The sequence below is a fragment of the Uliginosibacterium silvisoli genome (assembly GCF_036017035.1).
Classification (GTDB): Bacteria; Pseudomonadota; Gammaproteobacteria; order Burkholderiales; family Rhodocyclaceae; genus Viridibacterium; species Viridibacterium silvisoli.
In genome coordinates this window covers 100,187-120,891 of the sequence record NZ_JAYXHS010000005.1, presented here as the reverse complement: position 1 = coordinate 120,891, position 20,705 = coordinate 100,187, and the positions used below count along the sequence as shown (strand labels likewise).

Genomic DNA, 20,705 nt, shown 5'->3' with positions numbered 1-20,705 from the left:
CCCCGTCGTTGCAGGGCGATATGGAACAAGTCCGTTTCGGGGGGCGCAGCGCTTTGCAGAATGTACGCATGAGCGTCCACGACTTACCGACGCAAGCGCCAAGGCGCCCACAAGCGCTACGCATGGCGTCGCATGTTGCCAAGACACCCGGCGCAATGCCCGCTGGTTATTGCGCCCTACATTCGGCTTGTCCCCACAAACCCTCCGCAGGCATACTCCCTCACATGTACGCGCTCCACCTCACTTCCCAATCACGACGCCGCACGCCCCGCATCCCGGGCCGTGCCGCCTTCCCATGGATAAACGCGCGACGCTGAACACGCTCAGCGACGACGTTCGAAGCAGCGTCTGACCACGCAGCTTCCCCACAAAAGGCCACGGACTCCGTGGCCTTTTTCTTTTTCTGCTCCCGCGCTTTTTCGCTTTCTTAACCCACGTTCACCACGAAAGGAACGCACATGACTGTCGCCATCACACCTGACTCCCTGATGTGGATCGCCCATCGCCCCGACATCGTCTTCACCGAAGGCGAGGGTTCGTGGCTGCGCGACCGTGATGGCAAGCGCTATCTCGACTTCGTGCAGGGCTGGGCCGTGAATAGTCTGGGCCACTGCCCGCCGCAGATGCGTGATGCGCTCGCAGCGCAAGCCGCGAAGCTCGTCTCCGTCAGCCCGGCCTTCTACAACGAGCCCGCCATGCAGCTCGCGCAATTGCTGGCGCAGCACAGCGGCCTGGATAAAGTCTTCTTCACCAGTACGGGGGCCGAAGCGAACGAGGGCGCCATCAAGCTCGCGCGCAAATGGGGCCGCATGCATCGTGGCGGCGCGTTCGAGATCATCACTTTCGACAACAGCTTCCACGGCCGCACGCTCGCCACGATGTCTGCATCCGGCAAGCCGGGCTGGGACTCGCTGTTCGCGCCGCAGGTACCGGGCTTTCCGAAAGCGCAGCTCAACGACATCAACTCCGTCGAAGCGCTGATCACCGACAACACCGTCGCCGTCATGCTCGAACCGGTACAGGGCGAAGCCGGTGTCATACCCGCCACGTACGAGTTCATGCAGGCCTTGCGCGAACTCACGACGGTGCGCGGCCTGCTGCTCGTCGTCGACGAAGTGCAAAGCGGCATGGGGCGCTGCAGCGCGCTGTTCGCGCACCAGCTCTCAGGTATCCGCCCCGACATCATGACGCTGGGCAAAGGCCTCGGCGGCGGCGTACCGCTCGGTGCATTGCTGGCGCGCGAGGAGGTGTGTTGCTTCGAAGCGGGCGATCAGGGCGGCACCTACAATGGCAACCCGTTGATGACGGCTGTCGGTCTGGCTGTGCTCGACACCATTGCCGAGCCGGCATTCCTTGCGCACATCGACGCACGTGCTGCACAACTTGCTGCTGGCTTGCAGAGACTGGTCGAGCGTCATGGCCTGATCGGCGAGCGTGGCGAGGGCTTGTTGCGTGCGCTCGTATTGCCCGGCGATGTCGGCGCAGACATCGTCAGCCGCGCACGCGAACTCGCGCCTGAAGGCCTGTTGCTAAACGCGCCGCGTCCCAACCTGCTGCGCTTCATGCCCGCATTGAACGTCAGTGAGACAGAGGTCGAGCAGATGCTTGAAATGCTGGACGAGCTGCTTGCGCGAGTGGGGTAGGGCGGTTGTAGGGTGGGTTCGGAGCGCAGCGACAACCCATCGTCGCGCACCATGAAAAGCGGTGGGTTGCTTCGCGAACCCGCCCTACGTGCTGCCTGCGGTGGTGGCTGTGCGCCACAACCCGCACATCCGGGCGCTCTATGAGCGATTGCTTGAGCGGGGCAAGCCCAAGATGGCCGCTATCGGGGCGGCCATGTGCAAACTCGCACATCTGTGCTTCGGTGTTGTGCTATCGGGAAAGCCTTACTCGCCAACATTTCGGCACGACGCTCCTTGACGAGTAAGACGGTATCTACGCGCTACGTACAGAAGAGTCTACGGAGTAGGGCGTCAATAAGCGCAGCGCATTGCGCCGGATGTTTTGGCAGGGAATGACGAGCAACCATTCGGTGCAATGCAGTTCGGTTATTGCCTTATGTGCTGGCTCTATCGTATGCACCGCACGATTCAACAAAAGGACATCTATATCCGGGAGTGGAATCAAACCATCCTCTTGATTGGCAGATGCCACTGTTGAAGTTGATCGGCATCTCCAGTTCAATTTTTCTAAGGTAAGCACGCCCAAAGAAAATTCCGCAGAGTTGATCAACTGTGTGAGGACGTAGCTGAGAATTCAGAAAATGGAACACACTTCCAAGGTATTCATTGATTCCGGAAATGAATTCCTCAATTTTTGGCAATACATCTTCAATCTCCAGAGATGCTCCACCATACTGGATTCCTTGATGTGAATACGAAATGCGATTCGTCTCTCTGTCGAGATAGCAAGAGCCAATGTCCGAGTGGGTGAGTTCGTCGCGAATTGCGAGCAACTCACGGTACCAAGTTGCGGAACTTATGGCCTGCTTAAGTTCCATTGGAAAATCTGAACCCAGTTCATTGTTGCAAACGCGTTGAAACAATTTTCTAGTTGAGTCTGGCATTCGGCGGCATTGCCTGTATATAAAGCTCACTATCTTTCGAGCACAGTCGACGGATGAATAGAGCTCCAAGAAAATCGCTTCGATCACAGCAGAGAACTCTTTTGAATTCATTGCGGGGGTGAATCCTCGCGTTTCGAGCTCTGCGCGATCTAGCTCAAGGTTTGGTGCCATCTTCACAGCCAAATCTCGAAGGATAATTGCCTTGTTGAAATGGTTTCCAATACCCGAAAGAGCCTTCTGCGTATCTCTACCAAAGAGATGAGTCCCTGAATAGAAGTTCCTGAATAGATCGATCTCCCCCCAGAGTTCAGGAGCGAATATACGCACGGTAGGAGTAGTGTTTGTCGCCATATTTATTCCGTTGTTCGATCGTCTATTCATGTCGGTGGTAGGCGGCAAATGGTGCGTTAATAGTTTGCTGCTTGTCTACATCGTGCAATGACAAAGACGTCTTTCGGGCTCACTGCTGGACGACCGTGGTCTTGCGTTTACACAATCCTTACACCCCACCCGCAAACCCAAACAACATCCATAGACCCCACTGACTAATCTCCAACTGTCGCAAAAACAGTTGGGGTTCGTCATGGATGTGGTCTATCTCTCCGGCATCGCAGGTCTTGCGGTGCTGCTCTATCTCCTGGTACTTGCCTGCGACAGACTGGGGGCCCGCAAATGAGCTGGCTTCATGTTCTGGGTGCGGGCACGGCCGTCTTCCTGCTGGTCTATCTCATCTACGCCTTGGTGAAAGCGGAGGACTTCTGAGATGGAACCGCTTGCCCTCATCAATCTCGCAGTCTTTCTTGGCGTGCTCTTGCTCGTCGCTTATCCATTGGGGCTGTTCATCGCGCGCGTTGCTTCGCCGAATGCTCATCCCGTGGGCAGCGTGCTCGGTCGCGTGGAGTCATTCCTCTATCGCATCGCCGGTGTCGATCCGCAGGAGGACATGTCCTGGCGCAAGTACTCGGTTTCGCTACTCGTGTTCAGCCTCATCGGTGTGCTCGTCGTGTATGCGGTGCAGCGCTTGCAGTTGCTGCTGCCGCTGAATCCGCAAGGCTTCGCCGGTGTGTCGCCGGATTCGTCTTTCAATACGGCGCTGAGTTTCGTGACGAATACGAACTGGCAGGGCTATGCGGGGGAAGCGACGATGTCGTACCTCACGCAGATGGCGACGCTGGCGGTGCAGAACTTCTTCTCGGCAGCGTGCGGCATGGCCGTGGCGTTTGCGCTGATCCGTGGCTTTGCGCGTCGAGGCTCGGATGGCAAATCCGGTCTCGGCAATCTCTGGGTGGATGTCACGCGCTGCACGATGTATGTGCTCTTGCCGCTGTCATTCGTCTTCGCGATCTTCCTAGTGTCGCAGGGTGTGATCCAGAACTTCGACAAGTATCAGGATGTGGCGACGCTTGATACGGTGACGTACGAGGTGCCGAAGCTCGATGCAGCAGGTGCGCCCTTGAAGGATGCGAGCGGTGCGCCGCTCATGAACAAAGTCTCCACCAAGACGCAGACGCTGGCGATGGGACCGGTGGCGTCGCAGGAGGCCATCAAGATGCTCGGCACGAACGGTGGTGGTTTCTTCAATGCGAACTCTGCGCACCCGTTCGAGAACCCCACGCCGCTCACCAACTTCCTGCAGATGCTGGCGATCTTCCTGATCCCGGCTGCGCTGTGTTTCGCCTTTGGCCGCATGGTCGGTGACATGCGCCAAGGCTGGGCGATAGCTGCGGCGATGTCGGTGATCTTCGTGGCGTTTGCGTTGCTGGCCTTGTGGTCGGAGGCGCATGGCAATCCGGGCTTCAGCACGCTGGGCGTGGATATTTCTGGCGGCAATCTGGAAGGCAAGGAAACGCGCTTCGGTGCGATTGCCTCGGCGCTGTTTGCGACGGTTACCACGGCGGCATCCTGCGGTGCGGTGAATGCGATGCACGATTCGCTGATGCCGCTCGGCGGCTTCGCGACGATGTTGCTGATGCAGCTCGGCGAAGTGGTATTCGGAGGTGTCGGTTCGGGCTTCTACGGCATGTTGCTGTTCGCCGTGCTGGCGGTGTTCATCGCCGGCCTGATGATAGGCCGCACGCCGGAATACCTCGGCAAGAAGATCCAGTCCTTCGAGATGAAGATGGTGTCCATCGCCATTCTCGCCACGCCGCTGGTGGTGCTCGTCGGCACCGCGCTGGCCGTGATGCTCGACCCCGGCAAGGCCGGCATCTCCAACCCCGGCGCGCATGGTTTCTCGCAGGTGCTGTATGCGCTGTCGTCTGCCGCGAATAACAACGGTAGTGCGTTCGCGGGGCTGTCGGCGAACACGCCTTTCTACAACGTGTTGCTGGGTGTGGCGGTGTGGATCGGGCGCTTCGGCGTGATCGTGCCGGTGCTGGCGATTGCGGGTTCATTGGCGGGCAAGCAACGTGGTGAACCGACTGTGGGCACGATGCCTACGCATGGGGTGTTGTTTGTGGTGTTGCTGATTGGCTCGGTGATTTTTGTGGGTGCGCTGACGTATGTGCCGGCCTTGGCCTTGGGGCCGGTGGTGGAGCATTTGCAGGTGTTTGTGAAGTGAGGGCCTGTGAGATGACTCGCGCAAATACGGCGACCACCTACCAACTCCGTCATTCCCGCGTAGGCGGGAATCCAGTGGCTTTCGTCATTGGGGGACAAGAGTATCAAGCAGCAAATCAACGTCGCTGGATTCCCGCCTACGCGGGAATGACGGCAGGGGGCACGCAATGACACGCACCAGTTTTTCCATCTTCGATCCAAAACTCATCTGGCCCGCAGTTGTCGAGGCTTGCCGCAAATTCTCGCCCCGCGCGCAGATGCGCAATCCGGTGATGTTCGTGGTGTTCGTCGGCAGCATCCTGACGACGATCCTGTGGTTGCAGGCGCTCTCCGGTCAAGGCGAGGCACCTGCAGGTTTCATCCTGGCGATCTCGTTGTGGCTGTGGTTCACGGTGTTCTTCGCGAACTTCGCCGAGGCGCTGGCCGAGGGGCGCAGCAAGGCGCAGGCGGCTTCGCTGCGTGGCATGAAGCAGAGCGTGCTGGCGCGTCGTCTGCACAAGCCGGTGAAGGATGGCGAGTTCATTCCGATGACGTCGGCCGATCTGCGCAAGGGCGACTTTTTTCAGGTGAATGCAGGCGAGACGATTCCTGCCGATGCGGAAGTGCTCGATGGTGTGGCGTCGGTGGATGAGAGTGCAATCACGGGCGAATCGGCACCAGTGATCCGCGAATCGGGCGGCGACTTTTCTTCGGTGACTGGCGGCACGCGTGTGCTGTCGGACTGGCTGGTGTGCCGCGTGACGGCCAACCCCGGTGAGGCGTTTCTTGATCGCATGATTGCGATGGTGGAGGGCGCCAAGCGCCAGAAGACGCCCAACGAAATCGCGCTGACTATCCTGCTGGTGGCGCTGACCATCGTGTTCCTGCTGGCGACGGTGACGCTGTTGCCGTTCTCGATGTTCAGCGTGGAAGTTGCGAAGGCCGGCAACCCTGTGAGCGTGACGGTGTTGATCGCGCTGCTGGTGTGCCTGATCCCGACGACCATCGGTGGCCTGCTGTCGGCGATTGGCGTGGCCGGCATGGGCCGCATGATGCAGGCGAATGTCATCGCGACTTCTGGCCGTGCAGTGGAAGCGGCGGGCGATGTGGACGTGCTGCTGCTCGACAAGACCGGCACGATCACGCTGGGCAATCGTCAGGCGTCGGCCTTCCTGCCATGCAGCGATGTGAGCGAACAGGAACTGGCCGACTCGGCGCAGCTTGCGTCGCTGGCCGATGAAACGCCGGAAGGGCGCAGCATCGTCGTGCTGGCCAAGCAGCGTTTCAATCTGCGTGACCGTCAGCTGGCCGGTGATGTCACGCACCCGCAACCGGTGTTCGTGCCCTTTACTGCCCAGACGCGCATGAGTGGTGTGGATATCGGACTGAGGCAAGTTCGCAAGGGTGCGACGGATGCGGTGCGCGGCTATGTCGAAGCACAGGGCAAGCCGTTTCCGGAAGAGGTGATCCGCATCGCTGATGAAGTCGCGCGGCGTGGCAGCACGCCGCTGGTGGTCGTCGATATCGGGCGCGTGCTCGGCGTGGTGGAGCTGAAGGACATCGTCAAGGGCGGCATCAAGGAGCGCTTCGCCGAGCTGCGCCGCATGGGCATCAAGACGGTGATGATCACGGGCGACAACAAGCTGACCGCGGCGAGCATCGCGGCGGAGGCGGGCGTCGATGACTTCCTCGCTGAAGCGACGCCGGAGGCCAAGCTCAAGCTGATCCGCAGCTACCAGACCGATGGCCGCCTCGTCGCCATGACGGGTGACGGCACCAACGACGCCCCGGCGCTGGCGCAGGCCGATGTGGCCGTGGCGATGAACAGCGGCACGCAGGCGGCGAAGGAGGCGGGCAACATGGTCGACCTCGATTCCAACCCGACCAAGCTCATCGAGATCGTCGAGATCGGCAAGCAGATGCTGATGACGCGCGGCGCGCTGACGACCTTCTCGATTGCCAATGATGTGGCGAAGTACTTCGCGATCATCCCGGCGGCATTCGCGATCACGTATCCGCAATTGCGGGTGCTGGATGTGATGCATCTGACCAGCCCCTCGTCGGCGATCCTGTCGGCAGTGATTTTCAATGCGCTGATTATTGTGGTGTTGATTCCGTTGGCACTGAAGGGTGTGCGTTACAGGGCACTCGGGGCGGCGTTATTGCTGCGGCGGAATATGTTGATTTATGGGCTGGGCGGGTTGGTGGTGCCTTTCATTGGCATCAAGTTGGTCGACATGTTGTTATCAGTCACCCATCTCGCCTAGAACACGGAATAAAAGGGCTGCGCACGTAGCTGGCGTTGTTGGCTCGCTCGCCGTGCATGAGCACTGCTCTGCGCGAGCCGCCTAGCTAGCCACGCGCTCGCTCCATTTCTTCCGCGTTCTACAACGTCTTGAGATTCGGTAAATACTGTTTTGGAGAAAATCATGAAGTCCATTCTTCGTCCTGCGCTCGTACTGTTCGCATTGCTCACCGTGCTGACAGGTTTCATCTACCCGCTGGCCGTTACCGGCGTCGCCCAGGTCGCGTTTCCGCAGCAGGCGCATGGCAGTCTGGTCATGCGTGACGGCAAGGCAGTCGGCTCGGAGTTGATCGGGCAGGCCTTCAGCGATCCGAAGTATTTCTGGGGGCGCCCATCGGCTACCGGCCCGATGCCGAACAATGGCGCGGCGTCGGGTGGTTCGAATCAGGCGCCTAGCAATCCGGCTTTGATTGCGGCTGTGAAGGATCGTGTCGAGGCGCTGCGCGCGGCTGATCCGGGTAATACTGCCGTTGTGCCGCAAGAGCTGGTGACGACTTCGGCGAGTGGGCTGGACCCGGAGATCAGCCCGGCTGCTGCACGGTATCAGGCTTCGCGCATTGCGCGTGTTCGTGGCGTGTCCGAGGCGGAGGTAGGGGTGCTGGTCGAGCGCAATACGCAGGGGCGGACGCTGGGGTTTATTGGCGAGCCGCGGGTGAATGTGCTGGCTTTGAATATGGCGTTGGATGGGATGGTGAAGTAGGGGGGGCTCGTTCAAGCAAGGCATGCGCGTTGCCGTTCCCTCCACCTGTGGGGGAGGGTGCCCCGTCAGGGGCGGGAGAGGGGGGATGGTAGTGCTAGACCACATCGAGGTTTGTTGTGCATGTACGCTTTCCCCCTCTCCCGGTGCTGACGCACCACCCTCTCCCTCAGGGAGAGGGAACTGCAACGTTGCCGCGTTGCTCGACGCCTATGATGCTTATTGAATAGAAACGAATCTCCATTCCGAGCATGCCCACCTACCGAGACAACCGCCCCAACCCCGACGCCCTCCTGCAACGCGTGCAGCGCGAAGCAGCGCAAGCCGAGCGCGGCCGCTTGCGTATCTACTTTGGTTCTTCTGCCGGCGTGGGCAAAACCTTCGCCATGCTCGCCGCCGCGCGCAAGCTGCAGAGCGAGGGCGCGGCTTTGCTCGTAGGCGTGGTCGAGACGCATGGCCGCAGCGACACGGCGGCGCTGGTCGATGGCCTGCCGCTGTTGCCGCAGAAAGAGATCGAATACCGCGGCAACACCCTCAAGGAGTTCGATCTCGACGCAGCTCTCGCTGCAAAGCCACCTCTTATCCTCGTCGACGAGCTTGCGCATTCCAACGTACCCGGCTCGCGTCATCCCAAGCGCTGGCAGGATGTGGAGGAGTTGCTGGCGGCTGGCATCGATGTGTTCTCCACGCTCAATGTGCAGCACCTCGAGAGCCTCAACGATGTGGTCGGCGGCATCACCGGCATCCGCGTCAATGAGACCTTGCCGGATACTTTTTTCGATAGTGCCGATGAAGTCGTGCTGGTCGATGTACCGGCCGACGAACTGCTCGCGCGCCTCAAGGCGGGCAAGGTGTATGTCGCCGAGAAGGCCGGGCAGGCGGCGCAGAATTTCTTTCGCAAGGGCAACCTCATGGCCCTGCGCGAGCTGGCCCTGCGGCGCACCGCGAACCGCGTGGAAGACGAGGTGCAGGCATACCGTAGCGAGCAGGCCATCGCCGGTGTGTGGAAGACGGAGGCGGCCCTGTTATGCGGTGTCGGGCCTGATGCGGGCGCGGAGCTGGTTGTGCGCAGCGCGGCGCGGCTCGCCAATCAGCTGAATGTGGAATGGCATGCAGCTTATGTGGAAACGCCGGCGCTGCAGCGGCGCTCGGAGGCGGAGCGTGAGCGCATCCTGCGTACGCTGAAGCTCGCACAGGAGCTCGGCGCGACGACTGCCGTGCTGACGGCGCATGACGGTGCGCAAGGGTTGATTGCGTATGCGCGTTCGCACAATCTGTCCCGGCTTGTCATCGGTCGCGCGCGACCGGGCACGCGTCTGCCGTGGATCCGCGGATTGCATGAGTTGGCTGCGCGTCAGGCGCCGGATATCGACATCCTCGAGATCGGGCGTAGCGAGCGAGGCAGCGAGAGTCCGGCATCTGTCGGTGTGGAGATCAGATCTGATGACGCACAGCGCACGCCGCTGCGTTATTACGTGTTGACTGTTGCTGCCTGCGCGTTGACTGCCTTGCTGCTGACGCCGCTGCGCAACTACTTCGATCTCGCCAATATCGCCATGGTGTTCCTGCTTGTCGTGGCGCTGCTTGCCGTGCGGCTCGGGCGTGGTCCGGCGGTGCTGGCGGCGTTTGTCAGTGTGGCGGCGTTCGATTTTTTCTTTGTCTCGCCGCGGATGTCGTTCGCTGTGTCAGACGTGCAGTATCTCGTCACCTTTGTCGTGATGCTGGCCGTGGGTTTGATCATCGGGCAGATGACCGCCAGCCTGCGCTTCCAGGCGAGCGTGGCGTTGAGTCGTGAAGAGCGTTCGCGTGCGTTGTTCGAATTCGCGCGGGAGATGTCGACGGTGCTTGAAGTGTCGACGCTGATCGGCATGGCACAAACAGCCGTAGCGCGCGAGTTCCGTGCGGAAGCGGTGCTGCTGGTGATAGACACGCACAGTCAGCTGCAATTGCCGAAGCCGGTGGGCGACGTCGACATCGGCACGGCGCAATGGGCGTTCGATCGCAACCAGCCTGCGGGCCTTGGCACGGATACCTTGCCGGGCAGCCCTTTTCTCTATCTGCCGCTGAAAACATCGATGCGCACGCGTGGCGTGCTTGCGGTGAAGCCCGCGACGGTGCGCTTCCTTCTGATTCCAGAGCAGCGGCGTCAACTCGAAACCTTCGGTGCCCTGATCGCCATCGCTCTGGAGCGCGTGCATTACATCGAGGTTGCGCAGGAGGCGGTGTTGCGCATCGAGTCCGAGCGCTTGCGCAATTCCTTGTTGTCGGCGCTGTCACACGACCTGCGCACGCCGCTGGCTGTCTTGTACGGTCTGGCCGAAACCTTGCCGCTGACTGCGCCACCGCTTTCGCAGGCGCAGCGCATTGTGGCTGACGCGATACAGGTCGAGGCAAAGCGCATGGGGGCACTGGTTAACAACCTGCTCGACATGGCGCGCATCCAGAGCGGCGAGATCCATCTCAACCTGCAATGGCAGCCCGTGGAGGAGGTGGTCGGTACGGCGTTGGCGGCCAGCAAGACGTTGCTGGCGGGGCATTGCATCGAGACGCATCTGGCGGCGGGCTTGCCCCTCGTGCGCTATGACGCCGTGCTGATAGAGCGTGTGCTGTGCAACCTGCTGGAGAACGCGGCGAAGTACACGCTGGCTGGCAGCACGGTCAGCGTGGGCGCTGCGCCGGAGGGCAATATGCTCAGGGTGAGCGTTGCCGACAATGGCCGTGGACTGGTGGCCGGGCAGGAAGAGGCGATCTTCGAGAAGTTCGCGCGTGGCGAGAAGGAGTCGGACAAGCCCGGAGTCGGACTCGGTCTTGCCATCTGTCGTGCAATTGTCTCCGCGCACGGTGGCCGCATCTGGGCTGAACCCGCGAGCGCGACAGGCGCGACGTTCTGCTTTACGCTGCCGTTGGGGGTGCCACCAAAAGTGCCTGAGGAACCAGCGGAATGAGTCCGAAATACCGAATCGTGCATGCAGGAGCGGGCCATGTCCGCGATATCGGTCGTGGTTGTGAGCGTGGTGTCGCGGGCATGGCCCGCTCCTACATCCGTGGCTATGAAGAGCTGTATGAGTGATCCAACCAAAACCGTCGTCGTCATCGAAGATGAAGCCCAGATCCGCCGCTTCGTGCGTACTGCACTTGAGGCGGAAGACTGGCGCGTTTTCGAATCGGGTACCGCAAAGCAGGGCCTGGTGGAAGCGGGCACGCGTCGACCGGATCTCATCATCCTCGATCTCGGCCTGCCCGATGGCGACGGCGTCGACCTGATCCGCGATCTGCGCACCTGGTCGAGCGTGCCGGTGATCGTGCTTTCGGCGCGCAGTGACGAAGCGGACAAGATCGGCGCGCTCGATGCTGGCGCTGATGACTACCTGACCAAGCCGTTCGGTGTCGGTGAATTGCTGGCGCGTGTGCGCGTTGCGCAGCGGCGCATGCTGACTACGGATGGTCGTGATCCCGTGTTCCGCTTCGGCGAGGTGTCGGTCGATCTGGCGGCGCGCGTGGTGCGCAAGGCGGGTATGGAAGTGCACCTCACGCCGCTGGAATACCGCCTCCTCACCTGCCTGATCACCAACGCGGGCAAGGTACTGACGCACCGCCAGTTGTTGCTTGACGTGTGGGGGCCGTCGCATGTCGAGAGCAGCCACTACCTGCGCATCTACATGTCGCAATTGCGGCAGAAGCTCGAAGACGACCCGGCGCAGCCAAAGCATTTGCTGACGGAGACGGCGGTGGGGTTCCGGCTGGTTGCGTGATCTGTCAGGCGCAGGTGTTGTTGCCTGTTCGAGCTTCTTTTCATCTGACAAGTACTCGTGCGTCGTTTCGGCTCTGGGAAAACACGTCCGGTTCTCATGCCTGTCATGCTCAGGAGGCAGCATGAGCGCTCCAACCGGGAGAGACTCATGTATCGACTTCAATCCGCAGGCCTGCTGGCCGTGGCAATCCTCATGACTGCATGCGCATCCGCGCCCTCTCTCGTGGGCCGCGCTTCAAGTGGCGCGCCGCTCGTCATCGCGCATCGTGGTGCGAGCGCCTATGTGCCGGAGCACACGCTGGCGGGCTATCAGCATGCGATTGATCTGGGCGCCGATGCCGTGGAGCCGGACCTGGTGATGACGCGCGATGGTGTGCTCGTGGCGCGGCATGAGAACGAGATCGGCGGGACGACAAACGTTGCCATGCTGCCGCAGTTCGCCGATCGCAAGACGACGAAGAACATCGACGGCATTCCGGTGACGGGCTGGTTTACTGAGGACTTCACGCTGGTGGAATTGAAGAGCTTGCGTGCGCGTGAGCGCATCCCGGCGAATCGCCCCGAGAACGCGAAGCTGAACGATCGCTACGAGATTCCGACGCTGGCGGAGGTGATCGCGCTGGTGAGGGCGCATGAGGCGAAGACGGGCAAGCGCGTTGCCATCTACCCGGAGACCAAGCACCCGAGTTACCTCCGCGGCATCGGAAAACCGCTTGAAGAGACGCTGGTGAAGACGCTGCATGACGCAGGTTTCCACGGCAAGGGCGCGCCGGTGTACATCCAGAGCTTCGAGGTGGCGAACCTGAAGATGTTGCGCAAGATGACGGACCTGCCGCTGGTGCAGCTCATCGACAATCCGAACAACAAGCCTGCCGCCAACGGTACGCCGCGCAATGCGCCGTGGGATTTCATCGCGAGTGGCGACAAGCGCAGCTATGCGGATCTCACTACCGCCGCAGGTTTGAAGGAAGTGGCGACCTACGCGGATGCGGTCGGCGCGTACAAGGAGATTGTCATTCCGCGTACCGCAGACAACCGCATGGGCATGCCGACGTCCTTCGTGGTGGACGCGCATGCAGCCGGCCTTGGCGTGCACATCTGGACGATGCGTCCAGAGAATGTCTTCCTGCCGGTGGAGCTGCGCAGGGGGGACGTGGGCTCACTGACTGAGCGGGGCGATGCGGTGGGTGAGATCCTGATTTATCTGCGCGCCGGCATCGACGGTTTCTTCAGCGATGATCCGCTGGCCGGGCGCCAGGCAGTGAAGCAGTTCAGCCAGTAAGCCCGGAAGTATTGTGCTGGGGGCTACTCGGGAGCTCTGGACGATATTCGTCATCCTGGGCCCAGTCCCCCGCTGAACTGCGCTACAGAGATCGCGAACAGCTCTTCAGAGCTTGACGACCGAGACGATGCGTCGCGGCACTTTCACGCGGAATATCGTCCAGTCGCCCGCGGACTCCACCTCGACTTTGCCGCTGTGGGCGTGAACGATCTGCTGAACGATGTAGAGGCCCAGGCCGAGACCTTCGCCACGGCCTTCGCGCTGACCGCCGCGGAAGGGGTCGAAGATGTGTGGCAATACTTCCGGCGGAATGCAGCCGGCATTGCTCACTGTGAGCGAGACGGCGTTGGCCTGCGAGCCATCGAGTCTCACCTCGACGGTGCCTTCGCGACCGTGCTGGAGTGCGTTGCCGATCAGGTTGGAGGCGACCTGGGCCAGGCGGTCGGCGTCCCATTCACCACTGAGCTCACCTTGCCGCTGGAAGTCGATACGCCGCTCGGGGTTGCCCGTGCCGTGTTCCTGTACGACGCGTTCCGTGAGGGCACCGAGGTCGGCGAGCTCGCGCTTGAGCACGATGCCACCGGCAAGGCGCGCGCGCGTCAGGTCCAGCATGTCCTCGATCATGCGGCCCATGCGCTTGCCGCTGGAGAGCATGCGTGTCGCCGTCTTCTGCACGATGGCGTCGTCGGACGCATGTTGCAGCACGTGCGCCGAGGTGACGATGGCACTCAGCGGATTGCGCAGATCGTGCCCCAGCACGGCCATGAACATCTCGGAGAGGCGCAGGGTCTCCGTGCGTTGCTCCAGCTCACGTGCGAGTTGCTGGCGCTGACGGTAGAGCATCAGGAAGACATCGGCCTTGCTCTTGAGGATGTGTGGCTCGACAGGCTTGTAGAGGAAGTCCACCGCGCCCGTTTCGTAGCCCTTGAACATGCGCAGCTGGTCGCGTGTGCCGGCGGTGACGAAGATCAGCGGCACGTGGCGCGTGCGCTCGCTGCCACGAATCAATTCGGCCAGCTCGAAGCCGTCCATGTCCGGCATCTGCACGTCGAGAAAAGCCAGCGCGACGTCATGCACGAGCAGGAGCTCGAGGGCTTCGAAGCCGGAGCGGGCGGTGAGCAATTCGACGTCGTCGCGTTTCAGCAGGGCCGACAGGGCGAGCAGGTTCTCTTCGAGGTCGTCGACCAGCAGGAATTTCGCGCGCGGCTGCATTTTTTGTTCATCTTGTTGCATGGGGCTGATCCATTGCTTGGTCATTCGTCAGATCGGCGAGAACAGCCGCGATCTGTTCCAGCGTCAGTGCCAACGCTGCGGGTGTTCGTTTCAAGGCCGATTGGGGCATGTAGGCGTTCTGCGCGCTGTCGGGCTGCTGCACCATGGCGACACCGCCCTGGCGACAGATCGTGGCGAGGCCCGCAGCACCATCGTCGTTGGCGCCGGTGAGGACGATGCCGAGCAGGCGCTCACCGTAAAAATCAGCCGCCGAGTCGAAGAGCACATCGATGGCCGGCCGGGAGTAGTTGACGAGCTCGTCGACCGACAGCGAGAACAGTGGTGCGCGATCACTGCCCCGATCGACCAGCAGATGATAGTCGGGCGGTGCGAAATACACTGTGCCGCTTTCCACGGGCGCCTTGTCGTCGGCTTCGCGCAGGGGGCAGGCGCATTTGTGCGAGAAGATGTCGACCAGCAGGCTGCGGCGGTCGCGCGGCAGGTGCAACACGATGATGATGGCCACGCTGAGCGTGGCAGGCAACGCAGGCAACAAGGTGCTGAGCGCTTCCACGCCGCCGGCCGAGGCGCCGATGACGACAGCGTCCACGCGTTGCCGCAGTTGCGTGCCGATGCGTTGCAGGGGCAGGGCAGGCATGCTCAGACGTCCCGCTTCTGGAAGATGCGCTCCTGGCGCACCAGTTCATCGAAGGCTTCGGCATGGCTGGAGAAGCGCAGCGATTCCTTGCTGCCGATACCGAGGAAGCCCTTGCGGCACAGCGCCTCGTGAAAAAGGCCGATGGCGCGGTTCTGCAATTCGCGATTGAAGTAGATGAGCACGTTGCGGCATGAGACAAGCTGCATCTCGGCGAATACGCTGTCAGTGGCGAGGCTGTGGTCGGAGAAGACGATGTGCTTCTTCAGCGACTTGTCGAACACGGCGCGGCCATAGGCAGCGGTGTAGTAGTCGGAGAGCGAGCTGCGTGCGCCGGACTGGCGATGATTCTCGGTGAAGCCGGCGATGCGCTCGAGCTCATAGACGCCCGATTCGGCCTTTTGCAGGGCGTGCGCATTGATGTCGGTTGCATAGATGAGGCTGCGTTCCAGCAGCCCCTCTTCGCGCAGCAGGATGGCCAGCGAATAGACTTCTTCGCCGGTGCTGCAGCCGGCCACCCATATCTTCAGCGAAGGGTAGGTGCGCAATAGCGGCACCACGGTCTCGCGCAGCGACTTGAAGTACTGCGGGTCGCGGAACATCTCGCTGACCTGCACGGTGAGGAAGTCCATCAGCAGCGGAAAAACGGCCGGCTCATGCAACACCTTGTCCTGTAGCTGCGACAGGCTGCGACAGCCAAAGCGGCCCATGGCCGTACTCAGGCGACGCTTGAGCGAGGCGCCGGCATAGCCACGGAAATCGTAGTGGTACTTGAGGTAGATGGCGTCGATGAGCAGCTGGAGTTCGATTTCGAAATCCCGCGTGAAGATGGGCGACAGGTCTTCGTCCTTGCTGCTCATGGGTTGACCTGTCCTGCGTTTGCCGACGGGGCAGCCGTTCTCCGCGCCTGCCAGCTTGCGGGAGTGCATCGCGCTACGTTGCGCAAATCAGCTTTGTTGTTGATCACGAGAACCTTCACATCTTTATGGCCGGCCATCATTCATCTGACCGGCCGGTGTGCTGTACCTGTACGGGTGTGCTGCGTGTCGTCACGACCCGTGTCGACCGTGCGACGAGGCATCGCCGGTTGCTTCAGGATAGCAAGCCCGATGCCCAGCCCGGGGCCGGAAGCGTAGCGCGGCTCGGCAAGCGTGCTTGCCAAGCCGCGATTGCTACGGGCCGCGCCTTGCCAGCAAGGCTTGCGTGCCTGCCTGGGGGCGCCTTATTTGGGCATCCAGACGCGCACGAGCGACAACAGCTTCTCGACGTCCAGCGGCTTGGCGATGTAGTCGTTGGCCCCTGCAGCAAGGCACTTTTCCTGATCGTCGCGCATGGCCTTGGCCGTCAGCGCGACGATGGGCAGGCGCTTCCACTCGGCGCGTTTGCGGATCTCGCGCATGGCGGTGAAGCCATCCATCTCCGGCATCATGATGTCCATCAACACGAGGTCGATGCCATTGCCGTTGGGGGCGAGGGCGCGTTCGAGGGCGTCGAGCGCTTCCTTGCCGTTGCGCGCAATTTCGACTTTCACGCCCTTCGGTTCGAGGATGCTGGACAGGGCGAATATGTTGCGCACATCGTCTTCGACGACGAGGACGCGACGCCCCTCGAGTGCCGAATCGCGATCACGCGCGGCCTTGAGCATGCGTTGGCTTTCGGCAGGCAGATTGGATTCCACCTGGTGCAGGAACAGCGTCACCTCGTCGAGCAGGCGCTCGGGCGAGCGCGCGTCCTTGACGATGATGGACTTGGAGAAGCGTCGCAGCTTCTGCTCTTCGTCGCGGGTCAGGCTGCGACCGGTGTAGACGATCACCGGCGGGAACGAGATGGCGTCCTGCTCGGCCATGCGGTCGAGCAGCTCGTAGCCGCTCAGGTCGGGCAGGTTGAGGTCCATCACCATGCAGTCGAAGGTATTCGACTGCAGTTGCGCCAGGGCATCGGTGGCATTGCCGACGTCAGTGATCTGCACATCGTCGTTGGAGAGCAGTTGCAGGATGCTGTCGCGCTGGCGCTCGTCATCTTCCACCACCAGCACGCGGCGCAGGCTCTGCGAGAATTTGGCTTCGAGGCGCTTGAGCGCGTCGACGAGTTGTTCGCGCTTGACGGGCTTGAGGGCGTAGCCGATGGCGCCGAGCTCCAGTGCTTCCTGCGTGTAGTCGGCTACTGACGCGACGTGCACGGGAATATGCCGTGTGCGTGGATCGTGCTTGAGCTGGTCGAGCACGCCGAGACCGGAATGATCGGGCAGGTTCATGTCGAGCAGTACCGCGCTGGGCAGGTACTTCATGGCGGCATTGAGGCCGTCGTTGGCGGTGTGCGTGACGATGCACTGGAAGCTCATCTCGTGCGCAAGGTCGCGCAGGATGGCGGCAAAGCGCACGTCATCCTCCACCACCAGGATCAGCCGTGCGCCGGGCGTGAGTTTGTCGCGATCGTCTTCGATGTCGATCGGCGCCAGTGTGGCGGCCATGCGCTGGCTGCTGGGCCGGGTCGGCAGAGGCGGTGCCGGGTCAGCCTCGCGGCTGCGGGCAGGGCTGTCTTCCGGCGGGGCTTGCAGACCACGCGGGGCCTTTGACTCCATGCCCGGCGTATAGGCGAGCGGGAGTGACAAGGTGAAGATACTGCCGTTGCCGGCGGTGCTGCGCACGGCAATGTCGCCACCGAGCAGGCGCGCCAGATCGCGCGAGATGGAGAGGCCCAGCCCCGTGCCGCCGTACTTGCGGTGGGTGCTGCCATCGGCCTGGCGGAAGGCCTCGAAGATGACTTCCTGCTGCTGTTGGGCAATGCCTATGCCGGTGTCGCGCACGGCAAACAGCACGCTGTCGGCATTCGAGAAGACACGCAGGGAGACTTCGCCCTTCTCGGTGAACTTGAAGGCGTTCGACAGCAGGTTCTTCAGGATCTGGCCGAGGCGTTGCGGGTCGGTCGAGACGCGTTCAATCGTGCCGGGCTCGACGCTGGCGCTGAAGGCCAGGCCCTTCTCGGCGGCAATCGGCAGCAGGCTGCGATGCAGGGACTCCACGGTGTTGGCGACGTTGACGGCCTCCGTGTTGACTTCGACCTTGCCCGATTCGATCTTCGCCAGATCGAGGATGTCGTTGATCAGCGTGAGCAGGTCGTTGCCGGCGCCGGAGATGGTTTGCGCGAACTTGACCTGCTCGGGCGTGAGATTGCCGTCCTTGTTGTCGGCCAGCAGCTTGGCAAGAATCAGCGTCGAATTGAGCGGCGTGCGCAGCTCGTGGCTCATGTTGGCGAGGAATTCGCTCTTGTACTGGTTGGAGCGTTCGAGTTCGGCAGCCTTGTCGGAGAGCACGCGCTGCGCATTGGCGAGGTAGTCCTTCTGGTGCTCGAGTTGCTGGGTCTGCTCTTCGAGCTGCGAGTTGGTCTGCTCCAGCTCGGCTTGCTGGGCTTCCATCTGCGTTTGCGATTCCCGCAGCGCGCGGCCTTGCTCTTCCAGCTCTTCGTTGTTGACGCGCAGTTCTTCCTGTTGCGCTTGCAGCTCTTCGGATTGGCGCTGCGTTTCCTCCAGCAGCTCCTCGAGCTTGCTGCGGTCCTTGGCGGAGCGCACGGCAATGCCCAGCGGCTCGGAGATGCGGTCCAGCAGCTCCCGGTCTGCTGCTTGCAGATTGCGGAAGAAGCCCAGTTCAATGACTGCCTGCACCGTGCCATCTGCGCTGGCGGGCGAGACGAGCAGCGAGCGCGCCCTGCCATGACCCAGTGACGAGGTGATGCGCAGATAGTCTTCCGGCACGTTGTCGATATACAGCGCGCGGTTCTCCTTCGCGGCCTGGCCGAGCAGGCCGTCACCCGGGCGCAGGAGGTCATGATCACCATTAGCGGGGCCCGCATGGGTTGCGACGCGGCGGTAACGGCCATCACTCTCCGCGATATACGCGGCGCCGACTTGCGCACCCATGTATTTCGCAAGAAAACTCAGTGCCCTGTCACCGAGCACGTCGAGTCGCAGGTCACCCTGGGTGCCAATCGCCAGGTTTGCCAGACCCGTCTTGATCCACGCTTCGGTTTCGCGGGCGCGGAATTCGCGCGAGGTCATCACCGCTGCGCCAGCGATCAATATGAGCAGCAATGCCGAGCCGCCCCACGAGACGGCGGTGGACAGCGTGACCGCATCGCGCCATTCAGTCTGGCGGTCGGCAAGTTGCGAGCGCTCTTCGTTCTGCATCTGCGTGGTGACGGTGCGGATGCGGTCCATGGAGGCCTTGCCGCGATCCGAACGTACGAGTTCGAGCGCGCCCGAGTCGTCGCCAGAGCGGTGCAGGGAAATGGTTTGCCCGAGTTCGGCCAGCTTCTCGGTGACGAGCTGATCGAGGGAGTCGACACGTTGCGACTGGATGCGGCTGTCGGCCACCAGCCGGCGAAGATTGAGGAACAGGCCGGGCAGGTCTGCCTTGGCATTGGTGTAAGGCGCGAGATAGGACTCGTTGCCGGTCAGCAAGAAACCACGCTGGCCGGTCTCTGCGTCCTTGATGGCCGACAGCAGGGTCTGCACCTGCTCCATGACTTCAACGCTGCGCGTCATCCGCTCGGCCGCTACCGTGCGCGCCTGCATGGCGCTGTAGGTGACGAAGGATATGAGCAGTACCGCGACAACGGCGAGAATGAAGCCGAGCAGGGTGCCGGGCGGCAGGAGTTTGCGCGGCAGGCCGGGTGTCACGTCATTGAACTGTGGAAGCGCTTTCATGCCCGCACCTCACCACGGACTGTCGCCTGAAAATCCACCACGGTGTGTCTCCCTTTATTTGAATTGCCGATTTTTCGAGACCGGGCAAATTGCCAGCCGCGGCGTGGGCTTGCTGACGCGGGGCAGGGCTCTCTCCCTGCCGACTGCGCGGTACCACCCGCCCCATATAGCAGACAAAATAGCCGTGGACTGTTCCGGGCCGACATATCCCGAATGTCATGCGATTCCACCCCGCCCGTATTGTGGCGGCAGCCAGCGCCTGTGGCTATAGAATCTTCGACAGGAATTCCTGCAGGCGCGTGCTCTGCGGATTGTCGAAGAAGTCTGCCGGCGGAGCTTCCTCGATGATCTGGCCGTCATCCATGAAGATCACGCGATTGGCCACCGAGCGCGCAAAGCCCATCTCGTGGGTGACGCACAGCATGGTGATGCCCTGTGCGGCCAGCTCGCTCATGACGTCCAGCACTTCCTTGATCATCTCCGGGTCGAGCGCCGAGGTGGGCTCGTCGAACAGCAGGATGCGCGGCGCCAGGCACAGCGCACGTGCAATCGCGACGCGCTGCTGCTGACCGCCGGAGAGTTGTAGCGGGTACTTGTGCGCCTGTTCGGCGATGTGCACGCGTTCCAGTTGCTGCATGGCCTGCGCCTCGGCATCCTTCTTCGCGATGCCATTCACCCACACCGGCGCCAGCGTCAGGTTCTCCAGCACGGAGAGATGCGGGAACAGGTTGAACTGCTGGAACACCATGCCGACCTTGCGGCGGATCGCTTCGATGGATTTGCCGTTGTCATCCACGACGATGCCATCCACCGTGAGGCGACCTTCCTCATGCGCCTCCAGCCGGTTCACCAGGCGGATCAGCGTCGACTTGCCCGAGCCCGACGGGCCGCAGATCACCACCTGTTCGCCGGCTTCGACCTTGAGGTCGATGTCGCGCAGCACATGGTGTTGGCCGAACCACTTGTTCACCTTGTCGAATTCAATGATGCTCATCGT

At 61.9% G+C, this 20,705-nt stretch carries 15 protein-coding genes and 1 pseudogene; 10 read left to right on the top strand and 6 right to left on the bottom strand.

The features are described from left to right. Positions 1-458 precede the first annotated feature (458 nt). Positions 459-1,643, top strand: coding sequence for an acetylornithine transaminase (locus VVD49_RS21060; protein WP_327601210.1), 1,185 nt, complete (start codon positions 459-461; stop codon positions 1,641-1,643). Positions 1,644-1,734: 91 nt separating this feature from the next. Next, positions 1,735-1,920: pseudogene (locus VVD49_RS21055) on the top strand (IS110 family transposase); the annotation flags it as partial. 136 nt (positions 1,921-2,056) lie between these two features. Here VVD49_RS21055 and VVD49_RS21050 read toward each other — a convergent pair. After that, on the bottom strand, positions 2,057-2,917 hold the full coding sequence (locus VVD49_RS21050) for a hypothetical protein (RefSeq protein WP_327601209.1): 861 nt from the start codon (positions 2,915-2,917) through the stop codon (positions 2,057-2,059). Between the two features lie 321 nt (positions 2,918-3,238). Here VVD49_RS21050 and VVD49_RS21045 point away from each other — a divergent pair, with 321 nt between their 5' ends. The 8 genes from VVD49_RS21045 to VVD49_RS21010 all read left to right on the top strand — a co-directional run bounded on the left by VVD49_RS21045 (position 3,239) and on the right by VVD49_RS21010 (position 13,139). Continuing rightward, the gene (locus VVD49_RS21045) at positions 3,239-3,328 is read left to right on the top strand and encodes a potassium-transporting ATPase subunit F (protein ID WP_327601208.1); all 90 of its coding nucleotides are present in this window, start codon (positions 3,239-3,241) and stop codon (positions 3,326-3,328) included. 1 nt (position 3,329) lies between these two features. Next, the gene (gene kdpA, locus VVD49_RS21040) at positions 3,330-5,126 is read left to right on the top strand and encodes a potassium-transporting ATPase subunit KdpA (RefSeq protein ID WP_327601207.1); all 1,797 of its coding nucleotides are present in this window, start codon (positions 3,330-3,332) and stop codon (positions 5,124-5,126) included. Positions 5,127-5,292: 166 nt separating this feature from the next. Continuing rightward, positions 5,293-7,371: a potassium-transporting ATPase subunit KdpB gene (gene kdpB, locus VVD49_RS21035; protein WP_327601206.1), complete on the top strand. Its 2,079-nt coding sequence runs from the start codon at positions 5,293-5,295 to the stop codon at positions 7,369-7,371. A 162-nt stretch (positions 7,372-7,533) separates the two neighbouring features. Next, the gene (kdpC, locus tag VVD49_RS21030; RefSeq protein ID WP_327601205.1) at positions 7,534-8,109 is read left to right on the top strand and encodes a potassium-transporting ATPase subunit KdpC; all 576 of its coding nucleotides are present in this window, start codon (positions 7,534-7,536) and stop codon (positions 8,107-8,109) included. 248 nt (positions 8,110-8,357) lie between these two features. Next, positions 8,358-11,051, top strand: coding sequence for a DUF4118 domain-containing protein (locus VVD49_RS21025; protein ID WP_327601204.1), 2,694 nt, complete (start codon positions 8,358-8,360; stop codon positions 11,049-11,051). Continuing rightward, a complete protein-coding gene (locus VVD49_RS21020; protein ID WP_327601203.1) occupies positions 11,048-11,176 on the top strand; it encodes a hypothetical protein in 129 nt (42 codons plus the stop codon). Before VVD49_RS21025 ends, VVD49_RS21020 begins: the two co-directional genes overlap by 4 nt. Beyond that, positions 11,169-11,858: a two-component system response regulator KdpE gene (gene kdpE, locus VVD49_RS21015; protein WP_327601202.1), complete on the top strand. Its 690-nt coding sequence runs from the start codon at positions 11,169-11,171 to the stop codon at positions 11,856-11,858. The genes VVD49_RS21020 and kdpE overlap by 8 nt, the downstream gene beginning before the upstream one ends. Positions 11,859-12,005: 147 nt before the next feature. After that, the gene (locus VVD49_RS21010; protein WP_327601201.1) at positions 12,006-13,139 is read left to right on the top strand and encodes a glycerophosphodiester phosphodiesterase; all 1,134 of its coding nucleotides are present in this window, start codon (positions 12,006-12,008) and stop codon (positions 13,137-13,139) included. Positions 13,140-13,244: 105 nt separating this feature from the next. Here the strand turns inward: VVD49_RS21010 and VVD49_RS21005 are convergent, their stop codons facing one another. The 5 genes from VVD49_RS21005 to VVD49_RS20985 form a co-directional block, all read right to left on the bottom strand. Beyond that, the gene (locus VVD49_RS21005; RefSeq protein ID WP_327601200.1) at positions 13,245-14,372 is read right to left on the bottom strand and encodes a hybrid sensor histidine kinase/response regulator; all 1,128 of its coding nucleotides are present in this window, start codon (positions 14,370-14,372) and stop codon (positions 13,245-13,247) included. After that, entirely contained in the window at positions 14,359-15,009 is a 651-nt protein-coding gene (locus tag VVD49_RS21000) for a chemotaxis protein CheB (protein ID WP_327601199.1), read from the bottom strand. Before VVD49_RS21000 ends, VVD49_RS21005 begins: the two co-directional genes overlap by 14 nt. A 2-nt stretch (positions 15,010-15,011) precedes the next feature. After that, on the bottom strand, positions 15,012-15,866 hold the full coding sequence (locus tag VVD49_RS20995; protein WP_327601198.1) for a CheR family methyltransferase: 855 nt from the start codon (positions 15,864-15,866) through the stop codon (positions 15,012-15,014). 362 nt (positions 15,867-16,228) lie between these two features. After that, on the bottom strand, positions 16,229-19,708 hold the full coding sequence (locus tag VVD49_RS20990) for a response regulator (RefSeq protein ID WP_327601197.1): 3,480 nt from the start codon (positions 19,706-19,708) through the stop codon (positions 16,229-16,231). 265 nt (positions 19,709-19,973) lie between these two features. Beyond that, a complete protein-coding gene (locus VVD49_RS20985) occupies positions 19,974-20,696 on the bottom strand; it encodes an amino acid ABC transporter ATP-binding protein (RefSeq protein ID WP_327601341.1) in 723 nt (240 codons plus the stop codon). Positions 20,697-20,705 lie beyond the last annotated feature (9 nt).